We start from the raw sequence: 16477 nt of genomic DNA, 5'->3' as shown, positions 1-16477 counted from the left end.
GCCGCGAGCCCGCACCGCCAGCAAGAAGAACCGGCGTGATCTTTCGAGAGTGTTCCTTCACAATAAAACCTTTCCAACTCTAATAAATTTCCCGGCGCGCCGGACAATATACATATTTGCCAATGCCGCCATCATCGGTTCACGGGCACACAAGCGCAAGCTCATAAATTCGCTCTGTGAAAGCTTGGTGAACGGATGGCGGGCATTGGGAGCACATGCCGATTGCCTGCGGACCCATCCTGCTAACGCCGGGGCAAACGCGAGGTTCCGCCTGATCCGCCGCGTCGATGACGCAAGGGATCGCGGAAATTCATCTGCCAACCCGCTTCCCAAAATTGAACCATATCGACTTAATCGATTGAAACGTCCGTAAAATTCACTCGTGCTAAATTTGCTGCACTGAACAACATTCAACGCTTGGCAGGCGTGCAAAAAATACCATAACAACAACGAATATTTTTATACGATTAACGACAGGAAAGCGCACACAGCCCATGTCCGACACGCCAAAACCCGCCAGCACACGAACATCGGTTACGGATCAGGAAGCCCTGGATTTCCACGCGCAAGGCAGACCGGGGAAACTGGAAATCACCCCGACCAAGCCGATGGCGACGCAGCGGGATCTGTCGCTTGCCTATTCGCCCGGCGTGGCTGTGCCGGTGAAAGCCATCGCCGAAAATCCGGCGAGTGCTTACGATTACACGACGCGCGGCAACATGGTGGCGGTCATCTCCAACGGCACCGCGATCCTCGGCCTCGGCAATCTCGGCGCGCTTGCGTCGAAGCCGGTCATGGAAGGCAAATCGGTCCTCTTCAAGCGCTTCGCCGATGTCGATTCCATCGACCTCGAGGTCGATACCGAAGACGCCGATGAATTCATCAATTGCGTGCGGTACCTCGGCCCCTCCTTCGGCGGCATCAATCTGGAAGACATCAAGGCGCCGGAATGTTTCATCATCGAAAGCCGCCTGCGCGAGCTGATGGATATTCCCGTTTTCCATGACGACCAGCACGGCACCGCCATCATCGCCGCCGCCGGGCTTATCAACGCCATTGAATTGACCGGCCGCGATTTCAAGACGACGAAACTGGTCTGCAATGGCGCGGGCGCTGCCGCAATCGCCTGCATGGACCTCATCAAGGCCATGGGCTTCAACCCCGAAAACATCACGCTCTGTGATACCAAGGGCGTGATCTATCAGGGCCGCACCGAAGGCATGAACCAGTGGAAATCCGCCCATGCGGTGAAGACCGATAACCGAACGCTGGCAGAGGCCATGAAGGGTGCGGATGTGGTGTTCGGCCTGTCGCAAAAGGGTGCTTTCAGCGAAGAGATGATCCGCTCCATGGCCCCGAAGCCGATCATCTTCGCCATGGCCAATCCGGACCCGGAAATCACGCCGGAAGAAGTGTCGCGCATCCGCGACGACGCCATCATGGCGACCGGACGCTCCGATTACCCGAATCAGGTCAACAACGTCCTCGGCTTCCCCTATATCTTCCGCGGCGCACTCGACGTGCGCGCCCGCCAGATCAACGATGCGATGAAGATCGCCGCCGCAAACGCGCTGGCCGATCTTGCCCGTGAAGACGTGCCTGATGATGTGGCCGCCGCCTATCAGGGCAACCGCCCGCGTTTCGGGCCGCAATACATCATTCCGGTTCCCTTCGATCCGCGCCTGATCTCGGCCATTCCGGTGGCCGTGGCGAAAGCCGCCATCGAGACCGGCGTCGCCCAGCGCGAACTGCCGGACCTCGACGCCTATGCCCGTGAGCTTTCCGCCCGCCGCGACCCGATGGCTTCGACAACGCAGCGTCTCTACGAGCGCGTGCGCCGCTCACCGAAGCGTGTCGTTTTTGCCGAAGCGGAAGAAGAACAGGTCATGCGTGCGGCGATTTCGTTCACCGCTCAAGGTCTTGGCACCGCCATCCTGCTCGGCCGCGACGATATCATCAAGGCCAATGCGGAACGTGCCGGCATCGATCTCGACCGGGCCAATATTGAGATCACCAATGCCCGTCTCTCCAGCCGCGTCGATGCCTATGTCGATTATCTCTATGCGCGGCTGCAGCGCGGCGGTTTCCTGCTGCGCGACGTGCAGCGCCTGATCCACAATGACCGTAACCATTTCGCCGCCTGCATGGTGGCGATGGGCGATGCGGATGCCGTGGTGACAGGTGTTACCCGCAACTATTCGACCGCGCTCGAAGATATCCGCCGCTGCATCAACACCAAGCCCGGCCATCGCGTCATCGGCGTTTCGCTGGTCGTTTCGCGCAACCGCACCGTCTTCGTGGCCGATACCGCCGTACACGACATGCCGTCGGCCGAAGACCTTGCCGATATCGCCGAAGAGGCGGCCGGCCTCGCCCGCCGTTTCGGTTACGAGCCGCGCGTCGCCATGCTCGCCTATTCCACCTTCGGCCAACCGGTCGGCGAACGCTCCGACAAGGTGCGCGAAGCGGTGAAAATCCTCGACCGGCGCAATGTCAATTTCGAGGTTGACGGTGAAATGTCTGCGGATGTGGCGCTCAACCATCATCGTATGCAGAGCCAGTATCCCTTTGCCCGCCTTTCCGGTGCCGCCAACGTGCTGGTCATGCCCGCCATCCACTCCGCCTCCATCTCCACCAAGATGCTGCAGGAACTGGGCGGCGCAACCGTCATCGGCCCGCTGCTCGTCGGTCTCGACAAATCGGTGCAGATCACCTCGATGGGTGCGAAGGACAGCGATATCGTCAACATGGCGGCGATTGCGGCCTATAATGCCGGGAGATAAGCACAGGGCGTGCGGCTTGTTTCTTCTCCCCGCCGGGGAGAAGATGGCCCGAAGGGTCAGATGAGGGGGCAAGCTCTCCGCATGTCTCGACCCTCGCCCCCTCATCCTGCTGCCGCGATCTTCTCCCCGGGGGGAGAAGAAACAAGCGGCATCCGCTCGCTATCCGGTGAGCAGGCAGCAGGTGGATTACCTGCCGCCCTTCGCGACAAAGCCCAAACAGGAAGACAAAGAACAGGATTCTACGATTTAAAATTATTAGGATATTTTTTCGCGCTCAAAGCTTTATTGGAACACGATTTTATTCATACTATTTTTCGCGCAATGCCAATTCTCGCTCTTGGCGGGTGCCTCATGTAGTTTCCATTCACAATCAAAAGGAAATACCCATGGCCCTCTCTTTTTCCAGATTTGCCGCAAAACTCATCGCCGGAACCGTCGTCATTGCTTCGATGGCGACCGCCGCTCACGCCGATGCGACGCTTGACCGCATCAAGGGTCGTGGCAAGCTTACCGTCGGCGTCATCCTGTCCGGCGCGCCTTTCGGCTTTATCGATCCGAAGACGCAGGAGCAGAAGGGCCTCAACATCGACGTTGCCAAGGCGCTGGCCGCCGGTCTCGGCGTTGAACTGGTCACCGAAACCGTGACCCCGCCCAACCGCGTGCAGTTCCTGCAGCAGGGCAAGGTCGATATTCTGATCGCCAACATGCAGTACACTGAAGAACGCGCCAAAACGCTGGACTACGTGCCCACCCCCTATGACCGCCAGGGTGGCGCTGCCATCGGCCGCAAGGATAGTGGCATCAAGGACTGGTCGGATCTGAAGGGCAAGATCGCCTGCGTTTCTCAGGGCTCCAACTACACCCAGCCGCTGATCGAGCAATATGGCGCGCAGGTGAAGGCGCTGCCGAGCCAGCCGGAATCGCTACTGGCGCTAAAGGGCGGCAATTGTGATGTCTCCGTTCACGTCAACGGCACGCTGAGCCTGATGCTGCAGGACCGCGCCGATGAGTGGAAGGATTACGGCATCCTGATCCCCACCGACCTCATCCCGTCCGATTCTGTCATCTGGCTGCGCAAGGGCGAGGCCGACACGCAGGCCGCTCTCGACAAGATCGTCAAGGAGCTGCACGCTTCCGGCAAGATGATCGAATTCGCCAAGGCCAACCGCCTGCCGAGCATCGGTTTTATGGAAGAGCAGAAGACCAAGCTTTCCGCTGCGCAGTGAAAACGGGCGCGACGGTGTCGCGCTTGCCTACCCCACCGCCGTCATATCGGCCTTGAGCCGGTATCCAGCCAGCCCCAGTCTTGGGGCTGAAAAGATTGTTTTCGCCGCGCAGATGCGCGGCGGATGGATTCCGGCTCAAGGCCGGAATGACGGAAGCGAGATGCGCCCGCGCTTCTTTTCTGCTTGTATGGCAAGGCAGGCAACTCTGGCGCCGCCCGCAGGGCGGCACCCGCAATAACAGCATGGATTTCCGATGCAGGATTCTTTTACAGCGCGCTTCATAGAACTGGCCGCGCATCTCGGCCTCAACTATGATTTTCTGAACAGCGGTTACGAGGTTCAAATCTGGCTCGACGGCATGAAGATGACGCTCATCCTCGTCGCCGTCACTCTGCCGCTCAGCCTCGTTTTCGGCTTCATATTCGCGGCGATGCTGACCTCCGGCAAGGCTTGGCTCGCCGGCCCCGTGCGCGCTTATGTGGAGTTGACGCGCAACACACCAACGCTGGTGCAGCTGATGTGCGGCTTCCTCGTGCTCAACATGCTGATTTCCAACGTGCTGGGTGGGGCACAGAACAACCCGCTCACGCCATTCTTCTGGGTCGTCGCCATTACCGGCCTGCATATCGCCGCCTTCCATGCGGAGGCGCTGCGAGGCGGTATCGAAGCGGTGCCGGCCACCACCATCGAAGCGGCGCGGGCCATCGGCTTCAGCTCTTTCGAAGTGCTGCGTTATGTGGAGTTTCCGCTGGCGATCCGCACCGCCCTGCCCTCGATCATCAACAATCTCATCAATCTGGTGAAGCTCACCACCGTCGGATCGGCGATTGCGGTCGGTGAAATCACCTATGCCTCGATCCTGATATGGACACAGCGCGACAATGTCGTCGAGCTGATGCTGGTGATCCTCATCTTCTTCAGCGTCATCAATTTCATCGTCGCACGGGCCGGTCTCTGGCTCGAACGGCGTCTCGCAGTTCCGGGGTTCGGTCAATGAGCGCGGTGGTTTCTCAAACGCGGGCAGCAAAGAAGCTGCCCTTCGGCACCATTCTGCTGCTCGGCGTGCTTGTCGCCGTCGTGCTGTGGCTTATCCTCGATCCTTCGCTGGGACAGGTGCTGTTACAATGGCTGCCCTATCTGGCCAAGGGTTTCGCCATGAATGTGCTGATCAGCATTCTGGCGATCGCCATCGGCACCTTCATCGGCGTCCTGCTCGGCATCATGGAGCTTGCACCCTATCGTCTGGTTCGGGCGCCGGCACTGACCTATGTGCAAATCTTCCGCAACGCCCCGCATCTGGTGCTGATCTTTGCAGCGACTTACATCTTCCCTTTCGAGATCGTCGCCTTCGGCCATTACATTCCGTTTCCGGACTGGATCAAGGCCGTGGTCGGGCTTGCCATTCCGGCCAGCGCCCACATCGCCGAAATCACCCGCGGCGCCATCCAGTCCATTCCCACCGCGCAATGGGAAGCGTCACAGGGCCTCGGCTTTTCGCGCAACCAGACCCTGCGCTGGATCATCCTGCCGCAATGCGTCAAACGTTCGCTGCCGCCATGGATGAACCTTTATGCCTCGATAACCATGGGTACCGCACTTGCCTCGCTGGTCGGCGTGCATGAGCTGCTGCATGCCGCGACAGACGCCAGCACCGCCGTGCAGCGCAACGATTTCACCGTCGTCGTTTATCTCACCGTCCTGATGGCGTTCTTCCTGTTCTGCTATCCCGTCTCCCGTTTCACGCAGCGCCTTGAGCGGCGCTTCGCTTCCCGCTGATTGGAACAAGCCATGTCCGCACCCGCACCACAAACCGTCGCAAAAGCTCTGGTCGAACTGGAAGGCGTACACCTGTCCTTCGGCGACAATCAGGTTCTGAAGGGCATCGATCTGACGGTGAACAAGGGCGACGCCGTTTCCATCATCGGCCCCTCCGGCTCCGGCAAATCCACCATCCTGCGCTGCATCAACGGCCTGCTCATTCCGCAATCGGGCAAGATCACCGTCGGCGGCACCCGTGTCGACCAGCTGAAAACCGAAGCCGAGCGCATAACACTGCGCAAGCGCATCGGCATCGTGTTCCAGCAGTTCAACCTCTTCCCGCATCTGACTGTCATGGAAAATATCACCATCGCGCCGATCAAAATCCTCGGCACGCCGAAGGCGGAAGCAGAACGCCATGCCCGCGAATTGCTGGAAAAGGTCCGCCTGTCGCAAAAGGTCGATGCCTATCCTGGCCAGCTTTCCGGCGGCCAGCAACAGCGTGTGGCCATTGCCCGCGCGCTTGCCATGCGCCCCGAACTGGTGCTGTTCGATGAGGTGACGTCGGCACTCGACCCGGAAACCGTGGGCGAAGTGCTCGCCGTCATCCGCGATCTCGTCAATGACGGCATGACCAGCATTCTCGTCACCCATGAAATGCGCTTTGCCGAGGAAATCAGCGACAATATCGTCTTCACCGAAAACGGCCTGATCGTTGACCAGGGCACACCTGACCATATCTTCTACAAGTCGACCAATCCGCGCATCAACGCCTTCGTCAAGGGTCTGGGAGGGCAGGTGGCGCGGGTCAATGACGGCGAAGGGATATGACGCCATGACGACCGAGGAAAAACTCACCCTTCATCTCGCCGAAGCCATCGCCGCCTCCGATCCGCTGCGCGACGATGAGGCGGTGGCGATTGCCCGCACCGCGTTGATCGATTTTTTCGCCTGCGTGCTCGGCGGCGCTGCCGACAGAAGCACCAAAATCCTGATCGACAGCTTTACCTCAGGCACCTCAGGGACGGCAGGTATCATCGGCCACGATCTGCGCACGGATGTCTTTACCGCCGCCCTCATCAACGGCCATGCCGGCCATGCGCTTGACTATGACGACGTCCACGGCAGCGTGCGCGGCCACCCCACGGTCGCCATCATTCCCGCACTTCTGGCCGTTGCAGTCGAGGAAGCTTCGACGGCGGATGCCTTCATCGCCGCCTATATTGTCGGGCTGGAGACAATGGCGCGGATTGGCCTGTCGCTTGGCACGAAACATTACGAAAACGGCTTCCACGCCACCGCCACGCTGGGACCCATCGGCGCTGCGGCAGCTATTGCCCATCTTCTGAAATTCGATCCGCAGACCACGGCGGTCACACTTGGCCTCGCCGCCACGCAATCAGCCGGGCTTCGCCTGCAATTCGGGTTCGATGCCAAGCCGCTGCATGCCGGGCTTGCCACCCGCGCCGGCCTCACCGCCGCGCGGCTGGCACGATCGGGTTTTCAGGGCGCACCGGATTTTCTGGAAAACCCCATCGGCTTTTATTCCGCCTTCGCCTTTGGCGTGGAACAGCCGAAACGGGTTCTTTCGGGCTGGGGCGCACCCTGGCAGATCGTCTCGCCCGGCCTCACCCTCAAGGCCTTTCCCTGCTGCACCGCCGCCCACCCCGTCGCCGTCGGCGCGCTTGCACTGCGCAGCGCGCATGATCTGACGGCGGACGAGATCGAAACTGCGGTCATCACTTTCCCGCCGGGCGGCGATGCAGCCCTTATCGGCACGCCCGCCCCTCAGACCGGCATTGATGCCCGCTTCAGCGCCGAATATGTCTTTGCCGCAGCGCTTGTGGACGGCGCGCTCACCATCGGCCATTTCGATGAAAGCCCTGTGCGTACCGATCTGCTGGCGCTTTCGGCAAAAGTTTCGCGTCAACATGACGAGACCGCCCGCCGCCTGTCACCTGATCCAACCACCCGTTTTGTGGTCATCGAGGTGACGAAAAAGGATGGCACCGTGCTGTCGCGCCGCGTCGATGGCCTGCCCGGCATCGATGACCCAACCGAAAAATTCGCCGACGCCACTGGCGGCAATGAGAAATTCGCCGGAATTCCGGCACTGGTGCGGAGCATGAAAACCGCAGCCGATCTCAGGAAGCTCGAAATGCTTCTGGCAACTGAAATATAACACGACCGACATGAAGGCATGACCCCATGACCAATACGACCCGCAAAAGACAAATGCATCTCGGCCTTTTCCTGCAGGGCGCCGGCCACCACGTTTCCGGCTGGCGTCACCCGGATGCGGAGGCTGGCAGCGAGAATTTTGACCTGCTCACCCGTGTCACGAAAATGGCCGAAGCGGCGAAGTTCGACATGGTTTTCCTGGCCGACGGCCTGACCAGCGGTGTAGACGCCCACCCTTCCATGATTGCCCGTTTCGAGCCGCTGACACTGCTGGCGGCCCTAGCCATGGTGACCGACAAGATCGGGCTGGCCGCCACTGCCTCCACCACCTATGGCGAGCCGTACCACACCGCCCGCGCCTTCGCTTCCATCGATCATCTGAGCCATGGTCGTGCGGCCTGGAACATCGTCACCACATCTTACGCCCGCACGGCGGCGAATTTCTCCAAGGACCATCCCGAGCATGACGAGCGTTATGCCGTTGCGGAAGAATATGTGAATGTCGTGCGTGGCCTGTGGGACAGCTGGGACGACGACGCCTTTGTCAAGGACAAGCAGGCGGGCCGTTACGTCGATCCGCAAAAGGTCCATATTCTCGACCACGAAGGCAAATATTTCACGGTCAAGGGTCCACTTAACATTCCACGTTCGCCGCAGGGACACCCGGTTCTCATTCAGGCCGGTTCCTCCGGGCCGGGTCAGGATCTCGCCGCCCGCACCGCCGATATCGTCTTCACCGCCCAGCAGGCGATTTCCGAGGCGCAGACCTTCTACACCAGCCTCAAGGCGCGGGTGGCGAAGTTCGGCCGCGATCCCGCAAGCGTTGCCGTCATGCCTGGATTCATGCCGATTATCGGCAAGAGCTTTGACGAAGCTGCTGAAAAGCTGAAGGAACTGAACCGCTGGACGGACATCAAGAGCGCCATGCCGCTGCTGGAGGAGCGTATCGGCCACAGCCTGACAGAATACGATCTCGACGGCCCGCTGCCGGATCTGCCGATCTCCGACCAGCTGCGCAGCCGCGCCGAGCTTCTGACCGAGCTGGCGCGCCGCGAGAAGCTGACGATCCGGGAACTCGCGCTGCGTGTTGCCGCCGGCCGTGGCCACCACATCGTCATGGGCACGGCGAAAGACGTGGCCGACCGCATGCAGCAATGGTTCGAGAACGGCGCTGCCGACGGTTTCAACGTCATGCCGCCCTTCTTCCCCGGCGGGCTGGAAGAATTCAACCGCGAAGTCGTGCCGCTGTTGCAGGAGCGTGGCCTGTTCCGCAAGGACTACGAAGGTTCAACGCTGCGCGACCACCTCGGCATCGAACGGCCGGCATTGCAGGGATAAAGAAATGCGGATGCCCGATCAAAGGCATCCGCATCCAACAATTTCGTCAGCAGGTCGAGGCGAGCATGAGCCCGCCTTTTTATGCGGCTTTCCGTCCAGATTCCTTATCCTGACGGCCGGCATTCGAAAAATCCGACCGGACAGATGAACCGTCTTCGCGCTGAATGTTACGACGGTTCAGTTTGAACAGGCTGACGAGCTGCGCAAGCACATCGGCACCCTGAGCCAGCGTGGCGCTGATCGCGGTGGTGCGGGCGCTCATTGCGGCATTTTCCTGCGTCATCCGGTCCAGCCGGTTGACCGCCTTGTTGATCTCGCTGATGCCGACAGCCTGTTCGTCGGCCGCCTTTGAAATCATCTCGACATTGCCGTCAATGTGCCTGACCAGCCCGTCGATCTGCTTTAGCGCTTCGCCGGTCTCACCGACCAGCCGGACGCCTTCGAGAACCTCGCTGCCGGAATTGTTGATCAGCGCCTTGATTTCCTTGGCGGCGTTGGCGGAACGCTGCGCCAGTTCGCGCACTTCCTGCGCCACCACGGCAAAGCCCTTGCCAGCCTCACCCGCACGTGCCGCTTCAACACCGGCATTCAGCGCCAGAAGGTTGGTCTGGAAGGCGATTTCATCGATAACACCGATGATCTGGCTGATTTCCCGCGATGCCGTCTCGATGCGCTGCATGGCATCAACCGTCCGCTCGACCACTTCCGTGGAAGCAACCGTGGATGTCCGCGCGCTCTGCACGAGTTTGCGCGTCTCTTTCATGTTTTCGGTGGACGAACGAACCGTCGCGGTGATCTCTTCAAGCGCCGCCGAGGTTTCCTCCAGCGCCACCGCTTGCTCGCGCGAACGTTCGGCAAGATTGACGGAGGCTTCGCTGACTTCCTGGCTGCTGCGGGTCAGATCGCCGGTCTGGCCGAGAACATTCTCCAGCGTCTTCTGGAATTCCGCGATGGACTTGTTGAAGTCCCGCCGCAGTCCCTCGAACTCGCCGACAAACGGCTTGTCCAGCGTGACGCGGATGTTGCATTGGGAAAGTCGCTCCAGCGCCGCGCCAAGCTCCTCCACCGCATGCACCCGGTCCGACACGTCGAAGGCGAATTTGGCTACCTTGAAGACCTGGCCACGGTCATCGAGGATCGGATTGTACGATGCCTGGATGAAGATACGTTTGCCATCCTTGCCAAGCCGCATGAACTGGCCAGTGGAGAAACGACCGGTTCGCAAATCTTCCCAGAAGGTGCGGTATTCCATCGACCTGGCATAAGAAGGTTCGCAGAACATCGAGTGGTTCTTGCCGATGATCTCCTGCGCCTGATATCCCATCGCTTCGAGGAAATTTTCGTTGGCGCTGAGGATCGTTCCATCGGGCGAAAATTCGATCATGGCCTGGGCACGGGAGAGTGCCGCGAGCTTGCCGTTGTCATCCGCGCTCTGGCGCTTGATGGCCGTAATGTCGGTCGCGATCTTGACCACCTTGTAGGGCTTGCCGAAACGGAAAACCGGATTGTAAGAGGCTTCGATCCAGATATCCGCGCCGCTTTTCGCACGCCGACGATATTGCCCCTTGTCGTGCTCGCCGCGCGACAGTTTTTCCCAGAAAGTCTTGTACGACGCAGACGCCGCATCTTCGGCGGAAAGGAACGTGCGGTGATGGAGCCCGACGATCTCATTTTGACTATAGCCAATCGCCTTGCAAAAATTATCGTTCGCTTTGAGAACCTTGCCGGTCAGATCAAACTCGATGATGGCCTGTGAGCGGTTCAGGGCTTCCAGCACCGCAGATGCATCCAAACCAAACTTAGAAAAGTGAGACATGCTTTTGAACCCCCAACAATGACCAGTTTGCGGACCTCCTCAATCCTCACTAATCCAGGAGATGAAAACTGATCGGTCTGCCCGCACGCAAATTAGCGGGACACCGTTAAATAGCGATTAATGATGAATTATAACTATTGCTTCAGAGGCCGAAGCTGCTGTTAAAAGCCGAGAAATCCAGCCCTCCGACCTGCGGCATCCCCTCTGATGTGGACCGCTTATTTGCCACAGTGCTGATATTTCTGCGGCCGCGGTGCAATGCGGCCTTTCATCGGGGCGGCATTCATTGTTATGGCGGGCTTGAGAGATTTGTGTTGCAGGAGCGCCGATGACTAAAACCCTGAAATGCGACGTGCTGGTGATCGGCACCGGCATTATCGGTTCCATGGCGGCGCTTTACCTGCAAAATGCCGGCCGTGAGGTTGTTCTTCTGGAACGCGGCGAAGTTGCCCGCGGTGCAAGTTCCGGCAATGCCGGCATCCTGGCCTTTCCCGAAATCATCCCCATTCCCGCCCCCGGCGTCATGAAGAAAGCGCCGCGCTGGCTTTTCGATCCCCTCGGTCCGCTCAGCGTGCCACCGGCCTATGCCGCAAAGATCGCCCCCTGGCTCTGGCGCTTCTGGCGTGCCAGCGCCGAGCGCAACTTCCGTCACGGGCTTCGGGCACTCAGCGATATCAACCGGCTGGCAGCCAGTGAAATGGCGCATGTCGCCGCCATGCCGGAGCTTTCGTCCTTCGTTTCAAAAACCGGCACACTCGATCTTTACGATAGCGAAGCAAGCTTGAATGCCGCCGCGAAGGATTGGGACGAAAAGCAGCGCGCGGGCTTCTCCTTTGAACGTGTCGGCCGCAATGAGATAGATGAATTGCAGCCGGGCCTTGCCCCGCAGTTCCGCCATGCCATGTTCTCCCCCGATGGTCTGCAGGTCTCCGACCCCTACGATTTCACCCGCGCCATTTTCGATCTGGTGATTGCCCGTGGGGCCAGCCTGCGTAAAGGCGAGGCCGAACGCATCGATGCCGTCGGTGAAAGCACGATCGTCACCCTGGAAAATGGCGACAAGATCGATGCTGACAGGGTGGTAATCGCCTGCGGCGCCTGGTCGAGGAAACTTGCCGCGACGCTTGGTAATATCGTGCCGCTGGAAACCGAGCGAGGTTACAACACCACCCTGCCCGCCGGCGCCTTCAACCTGACACGCCAGCTCTATTTCAACGATCACGGCTTCGTCGTGACACCGCTTTCTTCAGGCATCCGCGTCGGTGGCGCGGTCGAGCTTGGCGGGCTGGAGCTGCAGCCGAATTTCAAACGGTCGGAAGCGATGCTGAAAAAGGCGGGGCGCTTCCTGCTCGGCCTCAAAATGGAAGGCGGAACGCAATGGATGGGTTTCCGTCCGTCAATGCCGGACTGTCTTCCCGTCATCAGCACCGCGCGTACCACACCCTCCGTCATCTACGCCTTCGGCCATGGCCATCTGGGACTGACGCAATCGGCAGCCACTGCCCGCCTCGTGACCCAGTTGGCGAACGGCGAAGAGACCGCGATTTCGGTCGATCCTTTCCGACCGGGGCGTTTTTCATAAGTGAAGAGCGTGAGGCCTGCTCTAAAGCTGCCGACAGCAATAAGCGGGTTATTTCACCGGTTGCATGGAATCATCAGGGAATTCCACCGTGGCGAAGGACGGATAGACTTTTCGCAGGATCGCTACCTGTTGCTGGTCGCTCACGCGTAGCAGATACCAGTCCGCGCCGTCCATCAAAGCCAGCGTATGGGATTTCGCCTCAATCGTCTGGCCGCCGGTTTCCATCACCGTTTTTGTCGGAATGAGCGCATAGGGCGTGCCATCCGGCGTCTGCTCAACGCTGATCGCCCCTTTGTCCATGGTGAACTCGGTTATCTTGACCGCCGCAAGCGCCATCTGCATCTGCGTCGTCAAGGCGCTGCGCAATTGCTCGACGGAAACACCCGCATTCCTTGCGATAAACTCGAAGATTTTGGGCGGCACCGTCTTGCCGACGGTTTCGAAATCCTGCCCGTTCAAGGCGGTACTGAACCGTTCAATCTGCGTATGCAGCCTGTCCTGCTCAGACGGCAAAATATCCCGCGACAGAACGGGCTGCGAAAGCGCCGCAAACAAAATCAGGCAGGATAGCAGGCGTTTCATGGCTGGCCTTTCCGATATCCGGCGTCGCCCGGTTTCCGCATCGGGAAACCGCCCGAGAAGGAGACCGTTCAGCGCAGCAGAATGAAGCCCGCGGCCGAAAGCACGAGAAACACGATAAGACCGCCAAGAAGACCCGCAGATGCGAAGAAACCAGCGACCATGGCCAGCATCAGCACGCACAGGAGCATCGTGCCGTATTTCGCCATAGCCAGAAAACCATTATAGGTCTTTTCGTGCTCGGCGTAGTTCATCTCGGCGCCAACTTCGACCGGACCCGTGTGGTGTTCGCTCATTCCGCTTCCCCTTTGCTCCATCCGTCATTCCCGTATCGCCAGGGAACCTGCCCTGCCCGCGATCACGGGCTCATACCGGATTCTCCGAAGCCAGAGGTAACATGAAGTCGCTGAAAAGTGCAATGGATCATCAACCCGCGCGGTTGGTTCCGACATCCGTGGAAAAGCGAATTTTAATCCGTTGCAAAAGGGGCATGCTGTAGCGTCCAGGGTAAAATCAGTGCACGATAAATCATTGCAAGTGCTTGCCATACGGGGTTCTCGGAGGATGACTATACCGTTCTGAGTTGCTTTTTGAAAAGCGGTTCAATAAGCACCTGCAAACAACAAAAAACCGACTTGCTTGGCGGCAAGCTCAATAAACCGCCAATAAAAAAGTCGCGGTCCGGACCTTGTATCTGGTCCTGAGGAGGGGAAAGTGAAATTTTTTTTGGGAATCAGCCGTGCCGTTGATGCGGTCACCACGGTTATCGGTCAGTCTGTGTCCTGGTTGTTGCTGGCAGCAGTCCTGATCAGCGCCACCAATGCCGTCGTGCGCAAGATGTTCGATATGTCATCAAACGCATGGCTCGAGGTGCAATGGTATCTCTATGGCACCGTTTTCATGCTGGCTGCGGCTTACGCGCTTCTGAAGAACGAACATGTCAGGATCGATATCCTGTCGTCCACATGGTCGAAGCGCACGCGCGACGTCGTCGATTTCGTGCTTCACATCATTTTCCTCGTTCCATTTGCCGGATTGATGACATATCTGGCCTGGCCGTGGTTCTGGACCTCGTTTAATTCCGGAGAAATGTCGTCCAACGCCGGCGGGCTGATCATCTGGCCCGCAAAACTTGTCGTCCTGCTGGGCTTTGCCCTGCTTCTACTTCAGGCGTTTTCGGAAATCATCAAGCGATACGCAGTGATTGCGGGATATATCGATGATCCCCGCGAAACCGTGCTGTCGGATTCCGAAACAGAAACCCACGACACGGCAGGGACCTGACATGATAGATTTGATTGCGCACAACCTGCCGCTGGTGATGTTCAGCAGCGTGATGCTGATGCTGTTGCTCGGCTACCCCGTCGCCTTCACCCTGGCCGCCGGCGGTCTCATCTATTTTGCCCTGGGCGTGGAGCTATCGTGGATTTCTCCGGAAATCCGCCTGTTCTGGCCATTATTGCAATCTCATCCGGAACGCATCTACGGGATCATGTATAATGACACCCTGTTGTCGATCCCGTTTTTCACCTTCATGGGCATCATCCTCGAGCGTTCCCGCATGGCGGAGGACCTTCTCGATACGATAGGCCAGCTTTTCGGCCCGATCCGTGGCGGCCTCGCCTATGCGGTCATTCTCGTCGGCGCGCTGCTGGGCGCCACCACCGGCGTCGTGGCTGCTTCCGTCATGGCGATGGGCCTTATCTCGCTGCCGATCATGATGCGTTACGGCTATAACCGTCCGCTCGTCGCGGGCACGATCGCCGCCTCCGGCACGCTGGCCCAGATCGTCCCGCCATCTCTCGTTCTGATCGTCATGGCGGACCAGCTCGGCCGTTCGGTCGGTGACATGTATGTCGGCGCACTCTACCCCGCGCTTTTGATCGTCGCGACCTATTGCGCCTATATCTTCGCCATTTCGATTTTCAAACCGGCGCTCGTGCCCGCACTTCCCAAGGAAGCCCGCACTCTCGGAAACGGCGTTACTTCGCTGCTGGTGATGATCGCCCTGTCGGTGGCGCTTTATTTCCTCGGCATGCATGTGCTCTTCAGCGGCATAACAAGCCCGGAATGGCGGCTCGTTACAGCGCTCGCCTTCGCCGTATTCGCGGTTTATCTCGTTGCTATTTTTAATAGCGCCGCGAGCAAGAAGGTCATTTCACGCCTCGCCGAACAGGTCATTATCGTTCTGGTGCCGCCACTGGCGCTCATATTCCTCGTCCTCGGCACCATCTTCCTCGGCATTGCCACACCGACCGAAGGCGGCGCGATGGGCGCAACCGGCGCGCTTATCCTTGCGCTCGCCAAAGGCAGACTTTCGCTGGCGATCGTCAAGAACGCGCTGGATGCGACGACGAAGCTTTCCGCCTTCGTGATGATGATCCTCATCGGCGCCCGCGTTTTCGGTCTGACCTTCTATGGCATCAACGGCAATGTCTGGATTGAAGAATTGCTGCTTGCCCTGCCTGGTGGGGAATACGGCTTCCTGATCGTGGTCACGATCATCATTTTCATCCTCGGCTGCTTTCTCGATTTCTTTGAAATCGCCTTCATCATGGTGCCGTTGCTCGCCCCGGTGGCAGAGAAACTCGGGATCGACCTCGTTTGGTTCGGCATTATTCTCGGCATCAACCTGCAAACCTCGTTCCTGACCCCGCCCTTCGGTTTTTCGCTGTTCTTCCTGCGTTCAATCGCGCCTACTTCCACCTGGGTGGACAAGGTGACGGGCAAAAAAATGCCCGGTGTGAAAACAACGGAAATATACAAGGGTGTATTCCCCTACATCATCATCCAGTTTGTGATGATCCTGGTCGTCATCGCATTCCCCGGCCTGGTCCTGACCTACAAGAGTGGCCACACCACCGTCGATCCAAGCACCATCAAGATCGAGATACCCGGCGGGCTGGGAAACAACAACCTGTCACTGCCTCCGCTCAGCGGCGGCGCGTCTCAGCAACAGCCATCCATGGGTCTGCCGCCGCTCAACCTCGGTGGGCCGGCTCCAGCCCCATCCGGGCTGGGGAACCAGGCTCCGGCAGCACCGCCGGCGCTCGGTTTGCCGCCGCTCAATTTGGGCGGACCGCAACCTCAGCAGCCCGTGCCGAACACCCAACCCGACCTTAACCAGCCGCCCAAGATCGGGCCATAAGAGCACGACCGGCGCAGCGCAGCGGTGATCGAAAGCGATCCCCGCGCAACGCTGCGCCGACCCATT

15 protein-coding genes are annotated in these 16477 nt (G+C 59.2%); 12 read left to right on the top strand and 3 right to left on the bottom strand.

Annotated features, from left to right (window positions below; all coding sequences use genetic code 11):
• From DXT96_RS27070 to DXT96_RS11145, 9 genes are all read left to right on the top strand, one after another.
• On the top strand, nt 1-373 hold a 373-nt coding region (locus DXT96_RS27070; protein ID WP_210251588.1), incomplete at its 5' end, for a hypothetical protein.
• 121 nt (nt 374-494) lie between these two features.
• The gene (locus DXT96_RS11180) at nt 495-2783 is read left to right on the top strand and encodes an NADP-dependent malic enzyme (protein WP_153514766.1); all 2289 of its coding nucleotides are present in this window, start codon (nt 495-497) and stop codon (nt 2781-2783) included.
• An 81-nt stretch (nt 2784-2864) separates the two neighbouring features.
• Nucleotides 2865-3140, top strand: a complete 276-nt coding sequence (locus DXT96_RS11175; protein ID WP_153514764.1) for a hypothetical protein — start codon at nt 2865-2867, stop codon at nt 3138-3140.
• A 29-nt stretch (nt 3141-3169) separates the two neighbouring features.
• Nucleotides 3170-4009, top strand: coding sequence for a transporter substrate-binding domain-containing protein (locus DXT96_RS11170; protein WP_149899213.1), 840 nt, complete (start codon nt 3170-3172; stop codon nt 4007-4009).
• Between the two features lie 253 nt (nt 4010-4262).
• Nucleotides 4263-5006: an amino acid ABC transporter permease gene (locus DXT96_RS11165; protein ID WP_153514762.1), complete on the top strand. Its 744-nt coding sequence runs from the start codon at nt 4263-4265 to the stop codon at nt 5004-5006.
• A complete protein-coding gene (locus DXT96_RS11160) occupies nt 5003-5785 on the top strand; it encodes an amino acid ABC transporter permease (RefSeq protein WP_149899215.1) in 783 nt (260 codons plus the stop codon). Before DXT96_RS11165 ends, DXT96_RS11160 begins: the two co-directional genes overlap by 4 nt.
• A gap of 12 nt (nt 5786-5797) precedes the next feature.
• Entirely contained in the window at nt 5798-6598 is an 801-nt protein-coding gene (locus DXT96_RS11155; protein ID WP_149899216.1) for an amino acid ABC transporter ATP-binding protein, read from the top strand.
• A 4-nt stretch (nt 6599-6602) separates the two neighbouring features.
• On the top strand, nt 6603-7949 hold the full coding sequence (locus DXT96_RS11150) for an MmgE/PrpD family protein (protein WP_153514864.1): 1347 nt from the start codon (nt 6603-6605) through the stop codon (nt 7947-7949).
• A 26-nt stretch (nt 7950-7975) separates the two neighbouring features.
• Nucleotides 7976-9286 (top strand): LLM class flavin-dependent oxidoreductase, encoded by a 1311-nt coding sequence (locus DXT96_RS11145; protein WP_153514760.1) that lies wholly within the window; start codon nt 7976-7978, stop codon nt 9284-9286.
• 79 nt (nt 9287-9365) lie between these two features.
• Here DXT96_RS11145 and DXT96_RS11140 read toward each other — a convergent pair whose 3' ends face one another.
• Nucleotides 9366-11102, bottom strand: coding sequence for a PAS domain-containing methyl-accepting chemotaxis protein (locus DXT96_RS11140; RefSeq protein WP_153514758.1), 1737 nt, complete (start codon nt 11100-11102; stop codon nt 9366-9368).
• A 328-nt stretch (nt 11103-11430) separates the two neighbouring features.
• On the opposite strand from DXT96_RS11140, the gene DXT96_RS11135 reads away from it, so the two are divergent.
• The gene (locus tag DXT96_RS11135) at nt 11431-12684 is read left to right on the top strand and encodes an FAD-binding oxidoreductase (RefSeq protein WP_153514756.1); all 1254 of its coding nucleotides are present in this window, start codon (nt 11431-11433) and stop codon (nt 12682-12684) included.
• A 48-nt stretch (nt 12685-12732) separates the two neighbouring features.
• Here DXT96_RS11135 and DXT96_RS11130 read toward each other — a convergent pair whose 3' ends face one another.
• Complete coding sequence (locus DXT96_RS11130) at nt 12733-13266, bottom strand: hypothetical protein (RefSeq protein ID WP_153514755.1); 534 nt, start codon at nt 13264-13266, stop codon at nt 12733-12735.
• Nucleotides 13267-13334: 68 nt separating this feature from the next.
• Nucleotides 13335-13559, bottom strand: coding sequence for an aa3-type cytochrome c oxidase subunit IV (locus tag DXT96_RS11125; protein ID WP_174375285.1), 225 nt, complete (start codon nt 13557-13559; stop codon nt 13335-13337).
• Nucleotides 13560-13977: 418 nt separating this feature from the next.
• Here DXT96_RS11125 and DXT96_RS11120 point away from each other — a divergent pair, with 418 nt between their 5' ends.
• Nucleotides 13978-14547, top strand: a complete 570-nt coding sequence (locus DXT96_RS11120; RefSeq protein ID WP_309574333.1) for a TRAP transporter small permease subunit — start codon at nt 13978-13980, stop codon at nt 14545-14547.
• Between the two features lies 1 nt (nt 14548).
• On the top strand, nt 14549-16411 hold the full coding sequence (locus DXT96_RS11115) for a TRAP transporter large permease subunit (RefSeq protein ID WP_153514753.1): 1863 nt from the start codon (nt 14549-14551) through the stop codon (nt 16409-16411).
• Nucleotides 16412-16477: the final 66 nt, after the last annotated feature.

It is taken from the genome of Agrobacterium sp. ICMP 6402, assembly GCF_009498615.1.
Taxonomy (GTDB): domain Bacteria; phylum Pseudomonadota; class Alphaproteobacteria; order Rhizobiales; family Rhizobiaceae; genus Agrobacterium; species Agrobacterium burrii.
The sequence above is the reverse complement of the archived record's forward strand: the minus strand, read 5'-3'. Positions and strand labels throughout refer to the sequence as shown.